This window comes from Streptomyces sp. NPDC048255 (assembly GCF_040652415.1).
GTDB lineage: Bacteria > Actinomycetota > Actinomycetes > Streptomycetales > Streptomycetaceae > Streptomyces.
On sequence record NZ_JBEZMA010000005.1, the window covers coordinates 36,550 to 55,453 of the forward strand.

Below are 18,904 nucleotides of genomic sequence, written 5' to 3' on the forward strand. Positions count from 1 at the left end.
ACGGGCTCCTCGCAGACACCCCCGCGCGCGGAAAGGGCCCGGCCCGTGACACGGGTCGGGCCCTTGCACGGACGCCGGGCCGCCCGCCCCGGGACCGTCCGGGGCGGGCGGACCGGCGGCTCAGGTGGCCGCGCCGGCCGCCTCCGGCGTCAGGGACGGCTCGTCAGGTAGCCGCCCATGGAGGTGAAGTACTCGGACGCGGGCAGCTCCCGGCCGTCCTCGGTCCGTACGCGGGTGATGGCGAGGCCGTGGTTGCGTCCCGTCCGGGCGTCGGCTCCGGCGACGATCACCACGCCCTCGCCCTCCCGGTAGAAGATGCGGCCGGGGGTGCCGCCGTAGCGGCCCTCGGACACGACGGCGGCGAGGATTTCGAGGCGCTTGCCCTTGTGGAAGGCGAAGGCGCTCGGGTACGGGGCGCACTGGGCGCGGACCAGGCGCTCCAGGTCCTGCGCGGGCCAGTTCCAGTCGACCCGGATGTCTTCCTCGGAACGCTTGTGGAAGAAGCTGGCCTGGGAGCGGTCCTGCTTGGTGAACTCGGTCTGACCGGAGGCGATGAGGTCGAGCGCGCCGATGGTGACCGGGGCGATGAGGTCCACGGTCTTGTGGAACAGGTCGGTGGTCGTGTCCTTCGGACCGACGGCGACCGACCGCTGGAGGACGATGTCGCCGGCGTCGAGCACCTCGTCCATCATGTGCGCCGTGACGCCGACTTCCGGCTCGCCGTTGATGAGGGCCCAGATCAGCGGGGAGAAGCCGGCGTACTTGGGCAGCAGCGAGTCGTGGACGTTCAGGGTGCCGTGCTTGGGCAGGGTGTAGATGCGCGGCGGGATCCAGGTGCGCCAGTTGTTGGCCACGAGGATGTCCGGGTCGGCTTCCTTGAGCAGCTGGAACAGCTCCTCGTCGTCGGGCCGGTTGCGTATGACCACGGGGACGCCGTGCTCCTCGGCCAGGTCCGCGACCGAATCGCTCCAGATCTTCTCGTAGGCGTGGTCGCTCTTGGGGTGGGTCACGACCATCACCACGTCGTGCTCGGAGTCCAGGAGAGCCTGCAGGGTGCGATGGCCCCAGGTCTGATAACCGAACATGACGACCCGCATGGGGTTCCTCCTCAGAAGAGCGACTGACCGGGATAAGTAAAGCAAGGCTTACCTAAGGGTGCAACGGGCCGTAATTCTAGGCCCGGTTGACCTGATGATCGCCGGGTTGTCCGTTTTGCCCCGTCGACAGGGTGGCTGGATCAGGTTAGCTTTACCTAAGTTCCGCTCGGCTGCCGGTCACCGGTGTGCCTGGACCTCCGTTTCCCCACCTCGCCTGACCGGACACCTGGCAGGCGGCTGTCCCGCACGATGGGAGTGACATGTCTCAGGCTCTTCCTGGCGACGCACCACTGATCCACGATCTGATCGGAATCGGCTTCGGGCCGTCCAACGTGGCCATGGCAATCGCGCTGAGCGAGCACAACGCGCGCGTCGGAAGGCAAGAGGCGGTCACCGCTCACTTCTTCGAGCAGCAGCCCCGTTTCGGCTGGCACCGCGGCATGCTCATCGACGACGCGACCATGCAGGTCTCCTTCCTCAAGGACCTGGTGACGCTCCGGAACCCGAGCAGCGAGTACACCTTCCTCCGCTTCCTGCAGAGCAAGGGCCGCCTGATCGACTTCGTCAACCACAAGAACCTCTTCCCGCTGCGCATCGAGTTCCACGAGTACTTCGAGTGGGCGGCGGCCAAGGTCGACGACATGGTCTCCTACGGCCACCAGGTCATAGCCGTCGAGCCCGTCGTCCGTGACGGCGTCGTGGAGTACCTCGACGTGACGGCCCGCTCCGGCGACGAGGTGGTGACCCACCGCGCCCGCAACCTCGTCATCGGCACCGGCCTGCGCCCGGTCATGCCCGAGGGCGCCGAGCGCACCGACCGCGTGTGGCACAACTCCGACCTCCTCGCGAAGGTGGAGGGCCTGGAGGGCACCGACCCCTCCCGCTTCATCGTCGTCGGCGCCGGCCAGAGCGCTGCCGAGAACGTCGCCTACCTGCACCGCCGGTTCCCCGAGGCCGAGGTCTGCGCCGTCTTCTCCCGCTACGGCTACAGCCCCGCGGACGACAGCAGCTTCGCCAACCGCATCTTCGACCCGCAGGCCGTCGACGAGTACTTCACGGCCCCGGACGACATCAAGCAGAAGCTGATGGACTACCACGGGAACACCAACTACTCCGTGGTCGACATCGACCTCATCGACGACCTGTACCGGCAGGCGTACCAGGAGAAGGTCCTCGGCACCGAGCGCCTGCGCTTCCTGAACGTCTCGCGCCTCACGGGCGTCGAGGAGACCGCCGACGGCGTCCGCGCCACCATCAAGTCGCTGGTCACCGGTGAGGAAGCGCCGCTGGACGCCGACGTGGTCGTCTGCGCGACCGGCTACCAGCAGGCCGACGCCCTCGGACTGCTCGGCGAGGTCGCCGAGCGCGTCCACCGCGACGAGCAGGGCCGGGTGCGCGTCGAGCGCGACTACCGCATCTCGACCGACGCCGAGCTGCGCTGCGGCATCTACCTCCAGGGCGGCACCGAGCACACCCACGGCATCACGTCCTCCCTGCTCTCCAACACCGCGATCCGGGTCGGCGAGATCCTCGACTCGATCCTCGACCGCGACCTCAAGACCGTGGCCGAAGAGGTCCGTCCGGTCGCGGACGGGATCCCCTCCACCCGCTGAGACCTCCACCATCGAGGCCTTTACCCCCGAAGGCCTCTCCCCCGGGACCACCGCCCCGTACAGTCCCACCCCGCCCGGCCCGCCGGCAGCGCCGTCCTGCGCGGCGGTCCGGGCACGCACCGTGAAACCCCCGTGAAAGGAACATCCGTGTCCACTGGTACACGCCCCGCGCTGACGCGGTTCGGCAGAAGCATCCCCCGCGTGGCCGTCGCCGCCGCCGCAGCACTCGCCCTCGCCGCCTGTGGCGGCGGCTCCGAGAAGAAGGAGACCGAGGCCACCCCCTCGGCCGGGGCCGACGCCAAGTCCGCCGCCTTCCCGGTGACGGTCGACCACAAGTACGGCAGCACGACGATCGACAAGGCGCCGACGAAGGTCGTCACCCTCGGTCTGTCGGACCAGGACGCCGTCCTGGCCCTCGGCGTCAAGCCGGTCGGCGCCGTGGACTGGTTCAAGGAGGACCCGTACGGCAAGTGGCCGTGGGCGAAGGACAAGTGGGGCGACACCAAGCCCGCGATCGTCGGAGAGCGTGACGAGTACAACATCGAGAAGATCGCGGCCCTCAAGCCGGACCTGATCATCGCTCAGTACTCGGGCATGAAGAAGGAGCAGTACGACACCCTGTCGAAGATCGCCAAGGTCGTCGCGCAGCCCAAGGACCTGCCCGACTACGGCGCCTCCTGGCAGGTGATGACCCGGCAGATCGGCAAGTCCCTCGGCAAGGACACGGAGACCGAGAAGCTGATCTCCGACATCGACGCGCGCTTCAAGGCCGTCCGCGAGAAGCACCCCGAGTTCGCCGAGAAGACCATCGCCGTCGCCGACAGCTTCGAGGCCGGCAAGTACTCGGCCTTCACGAAGACCGACCCCAAGGCGATCTTCTTCTCCGAGCTCGGCTTCAAGCTGAAGCCCGAGATCGACACCCTGGCGAAGCCGGGCTTCAACGTCGCCGAACTGAGCGCCGAGAAGCTCGACGTCCTCGACGTCGACCGCCTGGTGTGGGTCACCTCCAGCACCGAGGCCAACGACCGCATCAAGGCCGAGGCGCTCTACAGCAAGCTGAAGGTCCACCAGGAGAAGCGCGACCTGTTCGTGCCGTACCAGAACCCGGACATCGGCGCCGCGTTCTCCTTCAACACCGTCCTGTCGATCCCGTACGCCATCGACCAGGTCGAGCCGCTGATCTCGGCCATCAAGTAACCGCCGGCCCTCCGGCATCCCGCCCGTCCGCCGACCACGTCGCGGACGGGCGGGCCCGCTGCGCCCCGATCCTGGCCGGACGGGACACACCTCACTGACGCACCACCAGGGAAAGGCCCATTCGAACGATGTTTGACGACGCGTCGGACCGGACGTCCGCTTCCGGCACACCCGTCACGGGCGGGCAAACCGGCATCTGGCTCGCCCAGCAGATCGACCCGGACAGCTCCGCCTACAACATCGTGTTCGCCCTGGACCTGCGCGGCGACATCGACCTCGGTCTCCTCGCCGCGTCCGTACGGCAGGCCGTGGAGGAGGTCGAAAGCCTCCACGTGCGGTTCAGCGACGGCGAGGACGGCCCCCGTCAGACGCCCGTTCCCGCGGCCTTCGACGTCCCCGTCGTGGACCTGCGCGGTGCCGCCGACCCCGAGGCGGCCGCCGCCGACTGGATCGGCTCCGAGCGCGACCGCCCCGCCGACCTGGCCCGCGGCCCGCTCTTCGCGATGGCGCTGCTGCGGCTCGCGGACGACCGCGTCCGCTGGTACCAGCGTTACCACCACATCGTCAACGACGGCATGGGCGTCGCCCTGATCACCCGCCGCGCCGGTGAGCTCTACACCGCGGGCGGTGCGGACCCCGCCCCGCGCGACCGCCGGATCTCCCGCCTCGTGGCGGCCGACCAGGCGTACCGCGCCTCGGACCGCCACCAGGAGGACCGCGCCTACTGGCTCGCGCGCATGGCCGGCCGGCCCGAGCCCGTGCGCCTCGTCGAGCGCGCCGCGGCGCACATGACGCGCCGGCTGCGCCGCACGTCGGAGCTGTCCGCCGCGGACATCCGCCGGCTGCAGGCCGCCGCCGAGCGCGCCGGCACCCGCCCCTCCCGGCTGCTGATCGCGGCCGTCGCCGCCTACCTGCACCGGGTCAGCGGCGAGCAGGACCTCGTCCTCGGCCTGCCTGTCGCCGCCCGCCAGGACGCCGTGTCCGCCGACATCCCCGGCATGGTGTCCAACATCGTCCCGCTGCGGCTGACCGTCCGCCCCGGCACGACCGGCACCGAACTCCTCGCCGACGTCCGCACGGCCGTCGCCGGCGCCGTCGACCACGGGCGCTACCGCGCCGAGGACCTCGCCAGGGAACTGGGCCTGGCCGACGGCGTGACCGAACTCGTCGGCCCGACCGTCAACGTCCTGCCCCGCCCCGACAGCCTGCGCTTCGGCGACCTCGACAGCGAACTCGACGCCGTCTGGCTCGGCCCCGTCAGCGACCTCGCCCTCAGCTTCGTCGAGACCGAGGGCGGCCTCGGCATCCGGGTCCACCTCGACGCCGACGCCGACGTCTGCGACGAGCAGGCCCTGCGCGACCACGAGCGCCGCTTCCTGGACCTGCTGGGCGCCCTCGCCGACGACCTGGACCGCCCCGTCGGCCGCATCGAACTGACCTCCGCCGCGGAGCGCGCCCAGCTCCTCGGCGAGTTCGGCGTATCGCCCCGCGAGACGGCCGAACTCTCCTGGCCCGCCGCCTTCGAGCAGCAGGTACGGCGCACCCCCGACGCCGTCGCGCTGGTCTGCGAGGAGCGGGAACTCACGTACGCGGAACTGAACGCCGCCGCCAACCGGCTGGCCCGCCTCCTCACCGCCCGCGGCGCGGGCGCCGAGGACGTCGTCGCAGTGGCCGTTCCGCGGTCCCCCGAACTCGTCGTGTCCCTGCTCGCCGTCATGAAGGCGGGCGCGGCCTACCTGCCGCTGGACGCCGACCACCCGCAGGACCGCATCCTCTACATGCTCGACGACGCCGGCGCGCGCACCGTCGTCACCACCCGTGAGCTCGCCGCCGCGCTGCCGGACGCCCCCGGCGTCTCCCACCTGCTGCTGGACGACCCGGCCGTGGCGGCCGAGTGCGCCGCGCTCGACGCCTCCGACCCGGGCCTGCCCATCGCGCTCGACCAGGCCGCGTACGTCATCTACACCTCCGGCTCCACCGGCCGGCCCAAGGGCGTCGTCGTCTCCCACGACGGCGTCGGCAGCCTCGTCGCCACGGCCACCGACCGCATCGGCATCACCTCCGGCAGCCGCGTGGTGCAGTTCGCGTCCGTCGGCTTCGACGTGACGGTCTGGGACCTGATCATGTCGCTGTGCGTCGGCGGCCGGATCATCGTCGTCCCCTCCGAGCGCCGCGTCGCCGGGGCCGCCCTCACCGACTACATCGCGCGCCACCGCGCCACCCACATGATCCTGCCGCCGTCGCTCGTCTCGGCGCTGCCGCAGGACTGCGACCTGCCCGACGGCGCCGTCCTGATCGTCGGCACCGAAGCGGTGCCCAGCGAGCTCATCGCCCGCTGGGCCGGCCGGCTCCAGGTCGTCGTCGCGTACGGCCTCACCGAGGCGACCGTCAACTCCACCCTGTGGCTGGCGGAGGCGGACCGCCCGGGCCCCGCGCCCATCGGGGAGCCCGACCCCAACACCCGCGCCTACGTGCTCGACGCGGCGCTGCGCCCGGTGCCCGTCGGCGCCGAGGGCGAGCTGTACGTCGCCGGGCGCGGCCTGGCCCGCGGCTACCTCGGCCGGCACGGGCTCACCTCCGAGCGCTTCGTCGCCGACCCGTACGCCGCCGAGCCGGGCGGGCGCATGTACCGCACGGGCGACCGCGTCCGCTGGGCCGCCGACGGCAACCTGGAGTTCCTGGGCCGCTCCGACGGCCAGATCAAGATCCGCGGCCACCGGATCGAGCCCGGCGAGGTCGAGAGCTTCCTGATGGCCTGCCCGGGCATCGCCCAGGCCGCCGTCCTGGTCCGCGAGGACCACCGGAGCGCCAAGCGGCTCGTCGCCTACCTCGTCGCCGAGGCCGGTACGGACGCCGACGCCTCCGTGGCGCAGGCCCGCACCCGGATCGCCGAGGCGCTGCCCGACTACATGGTCCCCTCCGCGGTCGTCCGCCTCGACGGGCCGCTGCCGCTGACGCCCAACGGCAAGCTCGACACCCGGGCCCTGCCCGAGCCCCAGTGGACCGCGACCGTGGGCGGCGACGCGCCCACCACCCCCGCCGAGACCGCGCTCGCCGGGCTCTTCGCCGACGTGCTCGGCCTGCCGTCGGTCGGCGTCCACGACAGCTTCTTCGAGCTGGGCGGCGACAGCATCGTCGCCATCCAGATGGTCAACCGCGCCCGCGAGGCGGGGCTGGCGATCACCCCGCGCGACGTGTTCCGCCAGCGCACCGTCGCGGCGCTCGCCAGGACGGCGGGCGAGGCCCCGGCCGCCGCGCCGGCGGCCCCGGCGGTGGAGCTCGACGAGGACGCCCTGCCCGTCTCGCCGCTCCAGGAAGGTTTCTTCTTCCACGCGGAGTTCGACCAGGCCGCCGGCGACCTGTACGTCGTCCAGGAGCTCCTCGACCTGGAGGGCGAGGTCGACCCCGAGCGGCTGCGCCGCTCCCTCCAGCTGATGCTCGACCGGCACCCGCTGCTGCGCGCCTCGTTCCGCCAGCTGCCCGGCGGCCAGGTCGTCCAGCGGATACCGGGCCACGCGGCCCTGCCCTGGAGCGAGGCCGACACGGCCCGCACCCCGCTGGAGGACGTCCTGCGGCAGGACCGCGCCGAGCGCTTCGACCTCGGCCGGCCGCCGCTCATGCGCGCCACCCTGATCAAGGACGGGCAGCGCAGCCGGCTGCTGCTGACCCTCCACCACATCATCGCCGACGGCTGGTCGGTCTCCGTCCTGCTGCGCGAGCTGACCGCCGCCTACCAGGGCGAGGCGCTGCCCGAGCCGCCCGCCCCGCAGCCGTACCTGGCGTGGCTGGCCGGCCGGGACCGCGACGCCGCGCGCGGCGCGTGGCAGCATGCGCTGGCCGGTCTGGACGAGCCCACCCGGCTGCTCGAGCCGGCCGCGGGCACGGCCGCCTGCCCGGACGACGGGGGACTCGTACCCCTCGCCGTCCCCCAGGACGTGGACGTCCGGCTGCCCGAGTCGCTGACCGCCGGCCTGACCGCCCGCGCCCGCAGCCACGGCCTCACCCTCAGCACCGTCGTGCACGGCGCCTGGGCCCTGCTCCTCGGCGGCCTGACCGGCAGCCGGGACGTCGTCTTCGGCACCACCGTCTCGGGCCGCACCACCGAGGTCGAGGGCCTGGACGCGGCCGTGGGCCTGTTCATCAACACCGTCCCGGTCCGGGTCTCCCTGCGCCCGGACGAGGCCCTCGCCGAGCTGCTGCTGCGCGTCCAGGACGAGCACGCGGCCCTGCTGGACCACCAGCACCTCGGGCTCGCCGAGATCCAGCGGATCGCGGGCGGCGGGGAACTCTTCGACACGCTCGTGGTCTTCGAGAACTACCCCTCCGGCGACCTGTCCGCCGAGCAGGACGCGCAGGCGCTGCGCGTCACCGGCGCCGAGGTCTTCGACGCCGTGCACTACCCGCTCGCGCTGATCGTCGAGCCCGGCGGCGCCCAGCTGTCGCTGCGGTTCAAGTACGACGCGACCCGGCTCGACCAGCCGGCCGTCGCGGCCGTCGCCCACCGCTTCGAGGCGCTGCTCCAGACCCTCGTGTCCGACCCCGCCCGCCCGGTCGCCCGGGTCGCGGTGCTGTCCGGCCGCGAGCAGGAGCAGCTCACCGCGCTGAACGCCACGGCGCGCACCCTGCCCGGCGCGGACGCCACCCTCGCCTCGCTCTTCGCCGCCCAGGTGGCGCGGACCCCCGGCGCCCCGGCCGTCGTCTTCGAGGACACCACCCTCGACTACGCCGAACTCGACCGGCGCGCCGAGGCGCTGGCCCGGCGCCTGCGGGCCCGCGGCGCCGGCCCCGAGCAGTTCGTGGCGGTCGCGGTGCCCCGCTCCGCGGAGCTGATGGTCGCCCTGCTCGGCGTGCACAAGGCGGGCGCCGCCTACCTGCCGCTGGACCTCGACTACCCCGCCGACCGGGTCGCGTTCATGCTGGCCGACTCGGGCGCCCGTACCGTCGTGACCACCGCCGACGCGGCCGGCCGGCTGCCGGACGTGCCCGGTCTCGCCCATGTCCTGGTGGACCGCGACGAAGAGGCCGCCGACACCACCGGCGCCGCCGGCACGGCGGGTGCGCCCGCCGGACCCGACCACCCCGCCTACCTGATCTACACCTCCGGCTCCACCGGGCGCCCGAAGGGCGTCGCCGTCACCCACCGGGCGATCGTCAACCGCCTGGCCTGGATGCAGGGCGAGTACGGGCTCACCGCCGGTGACCGCGTGCTGCAGAAGACCCCGTCGAGCTTCGACGTGTCCGTCTGGGAGTTCTTCTGGGCCCTCGTCGAGGGCGCGACCGTCGTCCTCGCCCGGCCGGACGGCCACCGCGACCCCGCCTACCTCGCCGACCTGATCCGCACCCGGCGGATCACCACGATGCACTTCGTGCCGTCGATGCTGGCGGCGTTCGTCCAGGTCATGGAGGCCGCCCCCGGCGCCCCGGACTGGGCGGCGAGCCTGCGCCGCGTCTTCTGCAGCGGCGAGGCCCTCACCGGCCCCGACGCCCGCCGCTGGCACGAGCTGACCTCCCGCCAGGGCGGTGCCCCCGTACCGCTGCACAACCTGTACGGGCCCACCGAGGCGGCCGTCGACGTCACGTACTTCCCCTACGAGGGGGGCACCGAGCTCGCCGTGCCCATCGGCCGGCCCGTGTGGAACACCCGGCTGTACGTGCTGGACTCCTTCCTGCGCCCCGTCCCGGACGGCGTACCGGGCGAGCTGTACCTCGCCGGCGTCCAGCTGGCCCGCGGCTACCACGACCGGCACGGCCTGACCGCCGAGCGGTTCGTCGCCGACCCGTTCGGCGGGCCCGGCGAGCGCATGTACCGCACCGGCGACCTGGTCCGGCGCCGCGCCGACGGCGCCGTCGAGTACCTCGGCCGCACCGACCGGCAGGTCAAGATCCGCGGCAACCGCGTCGAACTGGGCGAGATCGAGGCGGCCGTGGCCGCCCTGCCCGGTGTCGCCCGCGCCGCCGTGATCGTCCGCGACGGAGCCCTCCTCGGCTACGCCGTCCCCGCCCCGGGCACGGCCCTGGACGCCGAGGCCCTGCACCGGGAGCTCGCCGCGGCGCTGCCCGCGGCGATGGTGCCGGCTGCCCTCACGGCCCTCGACGAGATCCCGCTGACGCCCAGCGGCAAGCTCGACCAGAACGCCCTGCCCTCGCCGTCCGTCGCCCCCCGGGCCGGCGGCCGCGCACCCCGCGACGAGCGGGAACGCGCCCTGTGCGAGATCTTCACCGACGTCCTCGGCATGACCGGGGTCGGCGCCGACGACGACTTCTTCGTGCTCGGCGGCGACAGCCTCACCTCGATCTCCGTCGCCACCCGGGCCCGTGAAAGGGGACTGACCATCAGCCCGCGCGATGTGTTCGAGCACCGCACGCCCGCCGCGCTCGCCGCGGCGGCCGCGAGCGCGCCCGAAGAGACCGCTCCCGCCGCCCCGGCCGGCCCCGCCGCGCCCGCCGCCGGCGTGACCGTGTCCGCCACCGACGCCGGGCAGGCGGCCGCGGCCCTGCAGGCCGTGCTCGCCCTCCAGCAGCAGTCCGGCGCAGCGGTCGATCCTGCCCTGCAGGCGCTGCTGGCCCAGCTGACCGCCGCCGCGCCGGCGCAGGAGCCCCCGGCCCCCGCCCCGCTCGGCGGACTGGAGCTCTCCGCGGAGGAGACCGCCCGCGTCGAGGCCGCCGCCGGGCTGCCCGTCGCCGACATCTGGCCGCTCTCCCCGCTCCAGGAGGGCATGTACTTCCACGCCACCTACGACGCGGGCGACGCTCTCGACGTCTACCTGTCCCAGGAGACCCTGGACCTCGACCACCGGCTGGACGCGGACCGGCTGCGCGCCGCCTGCCGGGCGATCCTGGAGCGCAACGCCAGCCTGCGCGCCGGCTTCACCAGCGACGGACTGCCCCGGCCCGTGCAGTTCATCGCGGACGGCGCCGAGATCCCCGTACTGGAGACCGACCTGTCCGGGCTGTCCGCCGACGAGCAGCACTCCCGCATGGAGGAACTGCTCGCCGCCGACCGCCGCAAGCGCTTCGACCTGTCGGCGCCGCCCCTGTGCCGCCTCCAGCTGATCCGGCTCGCCGACGGCCGCGACCGGCTCGTCGTCACCCACCACCTCATCCTGTGGGACGGCTGGTCCGCGTGGCTGTTCCTGGAGGAACTGTTCACGCTGTACGAGCGGTCCGGCGAGAGCGCCGGCCTGCCCGCCCCCGGCTCGTACCGGGACTACCTGGAGTGGCTGGACCAGCAGGACACGGCCCAGGCCCTCGGCGCGTGGCGCGACGCGCTCGCGGGCTTCGACGAGCCCACCCTCGTCGCCCCCACGGGCCGCGACGCGGGCCCGGTCATCCCGGCCGACTTCGACGCCGTGCTGACCCGCGAGACCAGCGACCGGCTGCGCACCCTGGCGCGGCAGCACGGCCTCACCCTGAACACCGTGCTCAACGCCGCCTGGGGCCTGGTCCTCTCCGCGATGACCGGCCGTGGCGACGTCGCCTTCGGCACCGCCGTCGCCGGCCGCCCCGCGGACGTCCGAGACGTCGCCGGCATCATCGGCATGTTCCTCAACACCATCCCGGCCCGGATCGCCTTCACCCCGGACGAGCCGCTGCTCGCCCTGCTGCGCCGCATGCAGTCCGAGCGCGCCGGCGTCATGCCGTACGAGTACGTCGGCCTCGGCACCCTCCAGCAGGAGACGGGCCACCGCCGCCTGTTCGACACGCTCTTTGTGCTCCGCTCCGCCGACGGCGAGGACCGCGCCGCGGCGCTCCGCCAGCGCTACGGCATCACCGACGTCTCCAACGTCGACGGCACGCACTTCCCGCTCACCCTGATCGTCACGCCCGAGACCAGGCTGCGCGTGACCCTGGCGGCCCGGCCCGACCTGTTCGACGCGCAGGCCGCGACCACGATCCTGGACCGGTTCACGACCGTCCTGGAGCGGTTCGGCGAGCTCCTCGCCGCCCCGGACGCCGCGTCCGCCCGTACCGTCGGCGTGGACCTGCTGCTCCCGCCGGAGCGGGCCGCCCTGACGGCCGAGTGGGCCGGCAGCCGCGAGCCCGTGCCGAACGAGACCATCGCCGACATGCTGACGGCCCAGGTCGCCGGCACGCCGGACGCGGTCGCGCTGGTCTTCGGCGAGCGCGCCCTGACGTACGCCGAGCTGGACGCGCACATCAACCGGATCGCCCGCCTGCTCCTGGCCCGCGGCGCCGGGCCGGAGAAGGTCGTCGCGCTGGCACTGCCCCGGTCCATCGACATGGTGGCCGCGCTGTTCGCCGTCCTGCGGACCGGCGCCGCCTACCTGCCGCTCGACCTGGACCACCCGGCCGACCGGCTGCGGCTGATGGCCGAGGACACCGGTCCCCTGTGCCTGGTGTCCACCGCGGCCGTCGCCCCGACCCTGCGCGGCGACAGCGGCCCGGTGGCCCCCGAACTCCTCCTGGACGACGAGGCCGTCGCCGCCGAACTGGCCGCCCTGCCCGGCGGCGAGATCACCGACGCCGAGCGCCCGGCGTTCGCCCACGACGTGGAAGGCCGCCTGGAGTACCCGGCGTACGTCATCTACACCTCCGGCTCCACCGGCCGGCCCAAGGGCGTCGTCACCCCCTACCGGGGCCTGACGAACATGCAGCTCAACCACCAGAAGGAGATCTTCGACCCGGCCATCGCCTCGGCCGGCGGGCGCCGGCTGCGCATCGCGCACACCGTGTCCTTCGCCTTCGACATGTCGTGGGAAGAGCTCCTGTGGCTCGTAGAGGGCCACGAGGTCCACGTCTGCGACGAGGAGCTGCGCCGCGACGCGGAGGCGCTGGTCGCCTACTGCGACCGGCACCAGGTCGACGTGGTCAACGTGACCCCGACGTACGCCCAGCTCCTCATCGAGGAGGGCCTCCTGGAGAGGGACGAGCCGGCGGGCAAGCACCGCCCCGCGCTGGTCCTGCTCGGCGGCGAGGCCGTGTCCGACACCGTGTGGACGACGCTGCGCCGTACCGAGGGCACCTACGGCTACAACCTGTACGGCCCGACCGAGTACACCATCAACACCCTCGGCGGCTCGACGGCGGACAGCGCCACCCCCACGGTCGGCATGCCCATCCGCAACACCCGCGCCTACGTCCTGGACGCCATGCTGCGCCCGGTCCCGCCCGGCTGCCCCGGCGAGCTCTACATCGCCGGCACCGGCCTGGCCCGCGGTTACCACGACCGCCCCGCGCTGAGTGCCGAGCGGTTCGTCGCGGACCCCTTCGGCGCGCCGGGCGAGCGGATGTACCGCACCGGCGACCTCGTCCGCCAGCGGACCGACGGCCTGCTCGACTTCCTGGGCCGGACCGACGACCAGGTGAAGATCCGCGGCTACCGCATCGAGCTGGGCGAGATCGCCGCGGCCCTCTCCGCGCACCCCGAGGTCGCCCACGCGGCCGTCGTCGTCAACGAGAGCACCGGTACCAAGCGCCTGGTCGGCTACTTCGCACCCGAGGACGCCGCGGCGGCCGGGGAGGCCGGGGAGGACCTGCTCCAGCGGCTGCGCGAGCACCTGAAGGCCGGACTGCCCGACTACATGGTCCCGTCGGCGCTCGTGCCCGTCGCCACCCTGCCGCTCACCGTCAACGGCAAGCTGGACGTCCGCGCCCTGCCCGCCCCCGACTTCGCCGGTACGGGCACCAGCCGCGCCCCCCGCACCCCGCGGGAGGAGACGCTCTGCGCCCTCTACGCCGAGGTGCTCGGCCTGCCCGAGGGCAGCGTCGGCATCGACAGCGACTTCTTCGAGCTGGGCGGCCACTCGCTGCTGGCCACCCGGCTCGTCAGCCGGGCCCGTACCGCTCTCGACGCCGAACTCGCCATCCGCGACCTGTTCGAGGCGCCCACCGTCGCCGAGCTGGTCGAGCGCGCGGCCCGTTCCGGCGGCGCCGCCCGCCCGGCGCTGACCGCCGGCGAGCGGCCCGACGAGCTGCCGCTCTCCCACGCCCAGCAGCGGCTGTGGGTCATCCAGCAGATCGAGAGCTCCTCCGCCGCGTACAACTTCCCGCTGGTCATGCGCCTGCACGGGGCCCTCGACACCGATGCGTGGGAAGCCGCCCTCGCCGACGTCACGGCCCGGCACGAGGCCCTGCGGACGGTGTTCGTGGAGGGCGACGGCCAGACCGTCCAGCGGGTGCTGCCCGCGGAGCGGGCGCGGCCCGTCGTGGAGCGCCTGCGCGCCACCGAGGACGAGGTGCCCGGCATCGTCGACGCGGCCGTCAACCGGCCCTTCGACCTCGCCGCCGAACTCCCGCTGCGCGCCACGATCGTGGAGCTGGCGCCGGAGGACCACGTCGCCGTCCTGCTGCTGCACCACATCACCACCGACGAGTGGTCGGACCGTCCGTTCCTGCGCGACCTGGCAGCCGCCTACGCGGCCCGCGCCGGCGGCAGCGCCCCGCAGTGGGAGCCGCTGCCCGTGCAGTACGCCGACTACGCCCTGTGGCAGCACCGCCTGCTCGGCGACCCGGCGGACGCGGACAGCCTCGCCGCCCGGCAGCTGGAGTACTGGCGCACCACCCTGGACGGCGCCCCCGAGGAGCTGGAACTGCCCACGGACCGGCCGCGCCCGGCCCGGCCGGCGTTCACCGGCGCCGAACTGGACATCGCCTTCGACGGCGACGTCCACGAGGGCCTCAAGCGGCTCGCCCGCGAGAGCGGCGCCAGCATGTTCATGGTGGTGCACGCGGCCGTGGCCGCCCTGCTCCACCGCATGGGCGCCGGCACGGACATCCCCCTCGGCTCGCCCATCGCGGGCCGCGGCGACGAAGCGCTGGACGACCTGGTCGGCTTCTTCGTCAACACCCTCGTGCTGCGCACCGACCTGAGCGGCGACCCCAGCTTCACCGAGCTGCTCAGCCGGGTCCGGGAGACCGACCTCGCGGCGTTCTCGCACGCCGACGTGCCGTTCGAGTCGGTCGTGGAGAAGCTCAACCCGACCCGCTCGCTGTCCCGGAACCCGCTGTTCCAGGTGATGGTCGGCTACCACGCCCGCACGGGCGACGGGCTGGAACTGCCCGGCCTGCGCGCCGACTACGTGCCGTTCCGCATCAGCTCGGCCAAGTTCGACCTGGTGTTCAGCTTCACCGAGCACACGCCCGCCGACGGCGGCGCGGGCTCCCTGGGCTGCCGCCTGGAGTTCGCCACCGAGCTCTTCGACCACGCGACCGCCGACCGCCTCGGCGAGCGCCTCCGGACGCTCGCCGCGGCCCTGGTCGCCGCACCCGGGCGCCCCGTCTCCCAGGCGGAGATCCTCGCGGACGACGAGCGCCGGCTGGTCCTGGAGGGCTTCAACGGCGCCCCCCGCGAGGTCGAGGAGGAGACCTTCCCGGCCCTGTTCGCGCGGCGGCTCGCCGAGCGGCCCGACGCGGTCGCCGTCGTCGACCGCGCCCGTTCGGTGACGTACGAGGCGCTGGACGCCCGGTCCAACCGGATCGCCCGGCTGCTGGCCGCCCACGGAGTGGGCGCCGAGAGCGTGGTCGGCGTGGCCGTGCCCCGCTCGGTCGACATGGTCGCCACGGTGCTCGCCGCGCTCAAGCTGGGCGCCGCGTTCCTGCCCCTCGACCTGGCCCACCCCGCCGACCGGCTGGCGTACATGATCGAGGACTCGGGCGCGGGCCTGGTCGTCGGCACCGAGCCCGTCGCGGGGAAGATCCCCGAGGCACAGGGCGTACCGCTGGTGCTGCTCGACGCCCCGCAGACCGCCGCCGAGCTGGCCGAGCTGCCCGAATCCGCCCTCGCGGGCGGGCCGGTGGGCCTCGACCAGGCCGCGTACGTGATCTACACCTCGGGTTCGACCGGCCGCCCCAAGGGCGTCGTCGTCCCGCACGAGGGCATCTCCAGCCTCGTGGCCACCGCCGTGGACCGGATGGGCCTGGACTCCGACAGCCGGGTCCTGCAGTTCGCCTCGATCGGCTTCGACGTCTTCGCCTTCGAGCTGGCCATGGCCCTGTGCAACGGCGGGCGCCTGGTCCTCATCACCGACGAGGCCCGGGTCGCGGGCCCCGAGCTCACCGACTTCCTCGCGGACCAGCGGATCAGCCACATGATCCTGCCGCCGTCCCTGGTGTCGGCGCTGCCCGCGGGCTGCGAACTGCCCGAGGGCTCCACCGTCCTCGTCGGTACGGAGACGGTGCCGCCGGACCTGTTCGAGCGCTTCGGCGCCACGGCCCACCTGATCTGCGCGTACGGGCTCACCGAGGCGACGGTCAACTCCACGCTGTGGCCCGCCCGCGAGCACGGAGGCCGGCCCGGCAGCCGCGTCCCCATCGGCCGGCCCGACCCCAACACCCGCTGCTACGTCCTGGACGACACCCTGCGCCCGGTCCCGCCGGGCGTGGTGGGCGAGCTGTACGTGTCCGGCCGCGGCCTGGCCCGCGGCTACCTCGGCAAGACGGGGCTGACCTCGGAACGCTTCGTCGCCGACCCCTTCGGCGCCCCCGGCACCCGCATGTACCGCACGGGTGACCGCGCCCGCTGGCTCGCCGACGGCAACCTCGACTTCCTCGGCCGCGTCGACACCCAGGTGAAGGTGCGCGGCTTCCGGATCGAGCTCGGCGAGATCGAGGCGGCCCTCGCCTCGCACCCGTCGGTCGCCCAGGTCGCCGTACTGCCCGACCGCGACGGCGACATCGTGCGCCTCGTCGGTTACGCCGTACCGGACACGGGCGAGCTGGACCCGCAGGAGCTGCGCGCCCATGTGGCCGGGCTGCTGCCCGAGTACATGGTCCCGGCCCTCGTCGTCCCGCTGGACGGCCCGCTGCCGCTGACGCCCAACGGCAAGCTGGACCGCAAGGCGCTGCCGGCGCCGGACTGGGCCGCGATGACCGGCGACGCGCTGCCGGCCAACGCGACGCAGGCCCGGCTCGCCGAGCTGTTCTGCGAGATCCTCAAGCTGGAGAAGGTCGGCGTCCACGACAACTTCTTCGCGCTCGGCGGCCACTCCATGGCCTCGATGCGGCTCCTGGGCCGCATCCGCGCCGAGTTCGGGGCGGAGCTGAGCATCCGCGACGTCTTCGACGCGCTGACCGTCGCCGGCATCGAGGGCAAACTGAAGGGCGCGGCGTCGGCCCGCCCGGCCCTGAGCCCGGCGGCCGAGCGCCCGGACACGCCGGCCGCGGCGCCCGTCCAGCGCTGGCACTGGGACGCCTTCCGCCGCCACGGGGGCTTCGACCACGCGCTCGTCCTGCGCTCGCCCGGCGGCCTGGACGCGGACGCCCTGTCCGCCGCGCTCGCCGACGTGGCGGCCCGTCACGAGCCGCTCCGCACGGCGTTCACGGAACTGGACGGCGTCCTGCACCACCGGGCCGCCGCGGCCCCGGCCCTGATCCGGGAGACGTGCGAGGACCTGGAGGCCCGCCTGGCCGAACTGGCCGCCGGGGCACCGGAGCCGGACCGCGCGGCTCCGCTCGCTGCCCACCTGCTGACGGCCGCCGATGGGCAGCAGGCCCTGCTGCTGACCATGCACTACCTGGTGGTCGACGAGTGGTCGGTCGTCCCGCTGTTCCGCGACCTGACCGCGGCGTACGCGGCCCGGACGGACGGCCGGGCACCCGCCTGGCAGCCGCTGCCGGTCTCGTACGCCGACTACGCCCAGTGGGCCCGCGAGGTCCTCGGCGACCTGGACGACCCGGACAGCCGGGGCGGCCGGCAGCTCGCCTGGTGGCGCGAGACGCTCAAGGACGTACCGGCCGCACTGGCCCTTCCGGCGGACGGCCCGCGCTCGTCCTCCGCGGGAGCGGACCACGTCGGCTTCGTCCTCGACGAGCGGCTGCACGCGGCCGTGGACGAGCTCGCCCGGGCGACCGGCACGAGCATGTTCATGGTGCTGCACTCCGCCCTGGCGGCGGTGCTCACCGCCCACGGTGCGGGCACGGACCTGCCCATCGGTACGATGGTCGCCGGCCGTACGGACGACCAGCTGGCCGACCTGGTGGGCTGCTTCTTCAACACGGTCGTGCTGCGCACCGACACGGCGGGCGACCCGACGTTCGCGGAACTGCTGTCCCGCGTACGGGAGACCACGCTCAGCGCCCTCGACCGCCAGGAAGTCCCCTTCGAGGAGGTCGTCCGGGCGGCCGGACTGCCCGCGCAGGGCCCGCAGGTCATGGTGATCCACCATGAACAGGCGGACCTGGAGCAGCTGGAGGGCGGGATCGGCTCCCTGGACGCCGTTCCGACCGGCTCGACCCGTGCCCAGCTGACCCTCAGCTTCTACGAACCGCAGGGGGACGGCCCCGTCCACTGCGGCCTGATCCACGCGACCGACCTGCTCGGCACCGCCAAGGCACGGCGGCTCGCCGACGAACTCCAGAGGCTGCTGCGCACCGTGGCAGCCGACCCGCAGCAGCCGCTCTCGGAGCTGTTCACCGCCATGTCCACGAGGAGTGACAACGCATGACCACCAACCCGTTCGAGGACCCGCAGGGCCGCTTCCTTGTCCTGGTCAACGATGAGAACCAGCACTCGCTGTGGCCGTCCTTCGCGGAGGTCCCCGCCGGCTGGCGGACCGCCTTCGGCGAGGACACGCGCGAGGCGTGCCTCTCGTACGTCGAGCAGAACTGGACGGACCTGCGCCCGGCGAGCCTGGCCGCCCAGCAGGGCTGACCGCTAGCGGGCCTTGACGCCGCCGCCCGTGGAGAAGGTTCTCCAGGGGCGGCGGCGTCCGCGTATCCGGGCCGGGGCGGGCGAGGCTCGGCTGCGCCGGGGCTTCCTGGGGCTCCGCCCCAGACCCCGCGCCTCAATCGCCGGCGGGGCTTGATCTGGCCTCCCCTCCAGAGCCGGTCCGTGGGGTGGGGACACGCCGGAGGGTCCCCGCAGGACGAGCGCGCAACCCCGGCCGGGCTCTCGTAGCGGGGGCTCGGTGCGCGAGCCGAGGAGATCCTCCGGCGGGGCACCGCCCCACACCCAGAGCCAAACCCAGCCCCGCCGGCGTTTGAGGCGCGGGGTCCGGGGCGGAGCCCCGTGCAACGGCGCCGCAGGCGAGGGGGCGGCCC

5 protein-coding genes are annotated in these 18,904 nt (G+C 73.7%); 4 read left to right on the forward strand and 1 reads right to left on the reverse strand.

The window, feature by feature from the left end; translation table 11 throughout:
• Positions 1-149: 149 nt before the first annotated feature.
• Positions 150-1,097 carry a methionyl-tRNA formyltransferase gene (locus AB0D94_RS06780; RefSeq protein WP_362046608.1) on the reverse strand — a complete coding sequence of 316 codons (948 nt, stop codon included), beginning with the start codon at positions 1,095-1,097 and terminating at the stop codon, positions 150-152.
• A 260-nt stretch (positions 1,098-1,357) separates the two neighbouring features.
• On the opposite strand from AB0D94_RS06780, the gene AB0D94_RS06785 reads away from it, so the two are divergent.
• From AB0D94_RS06785 to AB0D94_RS06800, 4 genes are all read left to right on the forward strand, one after another.
• Complete coding sequence (locus AB0D94_RS06785) at positions 1,358-2,710, forward strand: lysine N(6)-hydroxylase/L-ornithine N(5)-oxygenase family protein (protein WP_362046611.1); 1,353 nt, start codon at positions 1,358-1,360, stop codon at positions 2,708-2,710.
• A 147-nt stretch (positions 2,711-2,857) separates the two neighbouring features.
• Complete coding sequence (locus AB0D94_RS06790) at positions 2,858-3,907, forward strand: iron-siderophore ABC transporter substrate-binding protein (RefSeq protein ID WP_362046614.1); 1,050 nt, start codon at positions 2,858-2,860, stop codon at positions 3,905-3,907.
• A 128-nt stretch (positions 3,908-4,035) separates the two neighbouring features.
• A complete protein-coding gene (locus AB0D94_RS06795; protein ID WP_362046617.1) occupies positions 4,036-18,309 on the forward strand; it encodes an amino acid adenylation domain-containing protein in 14,274 nt (4,757 codons plus the stop codon).
• Positions 18,306-18,515, forward strand: a complete 210-nt coding sequence (locus AB0D94_RS06800) for an MbtH family protein (protein ID WP_362046620.1) — start codon at positions 18,306-18,308, stop codon at positions 18,513-18,515. Before AB0D94_RS06795 ends, AB0D94_RS06800 begins: the two co-directional genes overlap by 4 nt.
• The last annotated feature ends 389 nt before the right edge of the window (positions 18,516-18,904 follow it).

Excerpts from the sequence above, each read along its gene's own strand:
- AB0D94_RS06780 (WP_362046608.1), bottom strand. The coding sequence starts at position 1,097 with ATGCGGGTCGTCATGTTCGGTTATCAGACCTGGGGCCATCGCACCCTG.
- AB0D94_RS06785 (WP_362046611.1), top strand. The coding sequence starts at position 1,358 with ATGTCTCAGGCTCTTCCTGGCGACGCACCACTGATCCACGATCTGATC.
- AB0D94_RS06795 (WP_362046617.1), top strand. The coding sequence starts at position 4,036 with ATGTTTGACGACGCGTCGGACCGGACGTCCGCTTCCGGCACACCCGTC.
- AB0D94_RS06800 (WP_362046620.1), top strand. The coding sequence starts at position 18,306 with ATGACCACCAACCCGTTCGAGGACCCGCAGGGCCGCTTCCTTGTCCTG.